Here is a 2,027-nt window from a genome sequence, read left to right as displayed (position 1 = left end):
GTTGCCATATTTTGTCTGGCAGGAGCAGCCCATGCATGCGCCGAAGCCGCAGCCCATGCGTTCTTCAAAGCTGAGCTGACCGCTTGTTGTTGTCACAGCGGAAAGGGCTTTCAGCATGGGTTCAGGACCGCATGTGTAGAAGTAAGTATAATCGGGGATTGTTTTCACAACGTCTGTTACGAAGCCTTTCACGCCAACGGAACCATCAGCTGTTGCTACGTGTACTTCTGCACCCAGTTTTTCAAATTCTTCTTGATAGAATACTTCTGCAGCTGTGTTGAAGCCCAGGATCACGATAGGGTGCTTGCCTTCTGCGATCAGGTTTTTCGCCAGTCTGTACATGGGAGGTACGCCAACGCCGCCGCCGATGAGCAGAGGTTTGTCGCCGGAAACGGATGTGTCATAGCCGTTGCCCAGACCTGTCAGTACGTCCAGTTTGTGGGGGGCTTTCATTTTGCTCATGGCTTCTGTGCCTTTGCCGACAACTTTATAGAGAATTGTCAGCGTATTTTCGTCATAATCGCAGACGGAAATAGGGCGGCGCAGGAAAAAGCCCTTCAGCTGGATATTTACGAACTGACCTGCAGCGGTGATGGCGGAGGTGTCCCCCGCCAAAACCATTTTGCATACGCTTTCGGTCAGCTTTTCATTGCTTTGGATTGTAAAAATAGACTGTTTCAAAAGGATTCCTCCTTATCACGCATCAATAGTGGAAATGCCCAGTGTTGTTTCCTCTAATACATCGAGCAGAACGCGAACGGTATCCAGTGCTGTAAATACAGTTACGTTGTTTTCTACTGCGCACTGACGGATTTCCTGACCATCGTTGTTGCTTGCTGCAGAGTTGATGTCTCTTGTGTTGATGACATAGCTTACATAGCCCTGTCTGATGGAGTCGAAGATTTCTTCGCTGCCGTCGGAAAGTTTTCTCTTTGTACGAGTACGGATGCCATGTTCTTTCAGGAAGTCTGCTGTACCTTTTGTTGCTTCAATGTTGAAGCCCAGTTCGTAGAAGCGGCGAATCAGAGGCAGTGCTTCTGCTTTGTCTTTATCAGCGATGGTTGCCAGTACAGTACCATAGTTCTGGATATTCATACCAGAAGCCTGCAGTGCTTTATACAGCGCACGGTTCAGCTTGTTGTCGTAACCGATGGCTTCGCCGGTGGATTTCATTTCGGGGGACAGGTAAGTGTCCATGCCGTGCAGTTTGGAGAAGGAGAATGCAGGCACTTTTACATACCATCTGTTCTTTTCATCGGGATACAGACCAAAGATACCCTGTTCTTTCAGGCTCTTGCCCAGAATTACCAGTGTAGCGATATCTGCCAGAGAGTAGCCTGTAGCTTTGGACAGGAAAGGTACTGTTCTGGAGGAACGAGGGTTCACTTCGATAACATATACATCGTCTTTTGCGTCAACGATGAACTGGATGTTGAACAGACCAATGATGCCGATACCCAGACCCAGTTTCTTTGTGTATTCCAGAATCTTGCCTTTTGCTTTGTTGGATACGGAGAAAGTAGGGTATACGGAAATGGAGTCACCAGAGTGTACGCCTGTTCTTTCAACGTGTTCCATGATACCGGGTACGAATACGTCGATACCGTCGCAGACTGCGTCTACTTCCAGTTCTTTACCCTGGATATATTTATCAACCAGTACGGGCTGGTCTTCGTTGATGGCTACTGCTGTTTTCAGGTATGTTCTCAGCTGTTCTTCATCGGCAACGATCTGCATTGCACGGCCGCCCAGAACGTAGGAAGGACGAACTAGTACGGGATAGCCGATTTCTTCTGCAGCTTTTACGCCGGCTTCAATATTTGTTACGGCCTGGCCCTTAGGCTGAGGAATATTCAGTTCCTGCATGATGTGTTCGAAAGCATCTCTGTTTTCTGCTTTTTCGATGGCAGCAACGTCTGTACAGATGATCTTTACACCGCGTTCCATCAGGGGTTCTGCCAGGTTGATGGCTGTCTGGCCGCCAAGGGAAGCGATGATGCCCAGAGGCTGTTCCAGTTCAACAACGT

At 48.6% G+C, this 2,027-nt stretch carries 2 protein-coding genes; both read right to left on the bottom strand.

Annotated elements, in window-relative coordinates:
• The coding region (locus IJ369_RS10040; protein WP_290718652.1) for a dihydroorotate dehydrogenase electron transfer subunit at positions 1–681 on the bottom strand (681 nt) is incomplete at its 3' end.
• Positions 682–696: 15 nt separating this feature from the next.
• The coding region (locus IJ369_RS10035) for an ATP-binding protein (RefSeq protein WP_290718650.1) at positions 697–2,027 on the bottom strand (1,331 nt) is incomplete at its 5' end.

This window comes from Anaerotignum sp., from assembly GCF_017483025.1.
GTDB lineage: Bacteria > Bacillota > Clostridia > Lachnospirales > Anaerotignaceae > Anaerotignum_A.
Note: the sequence above shows the minus strand (reverse complement) of the source record. Positions and strands in the feature narration are given on the sequence as shown.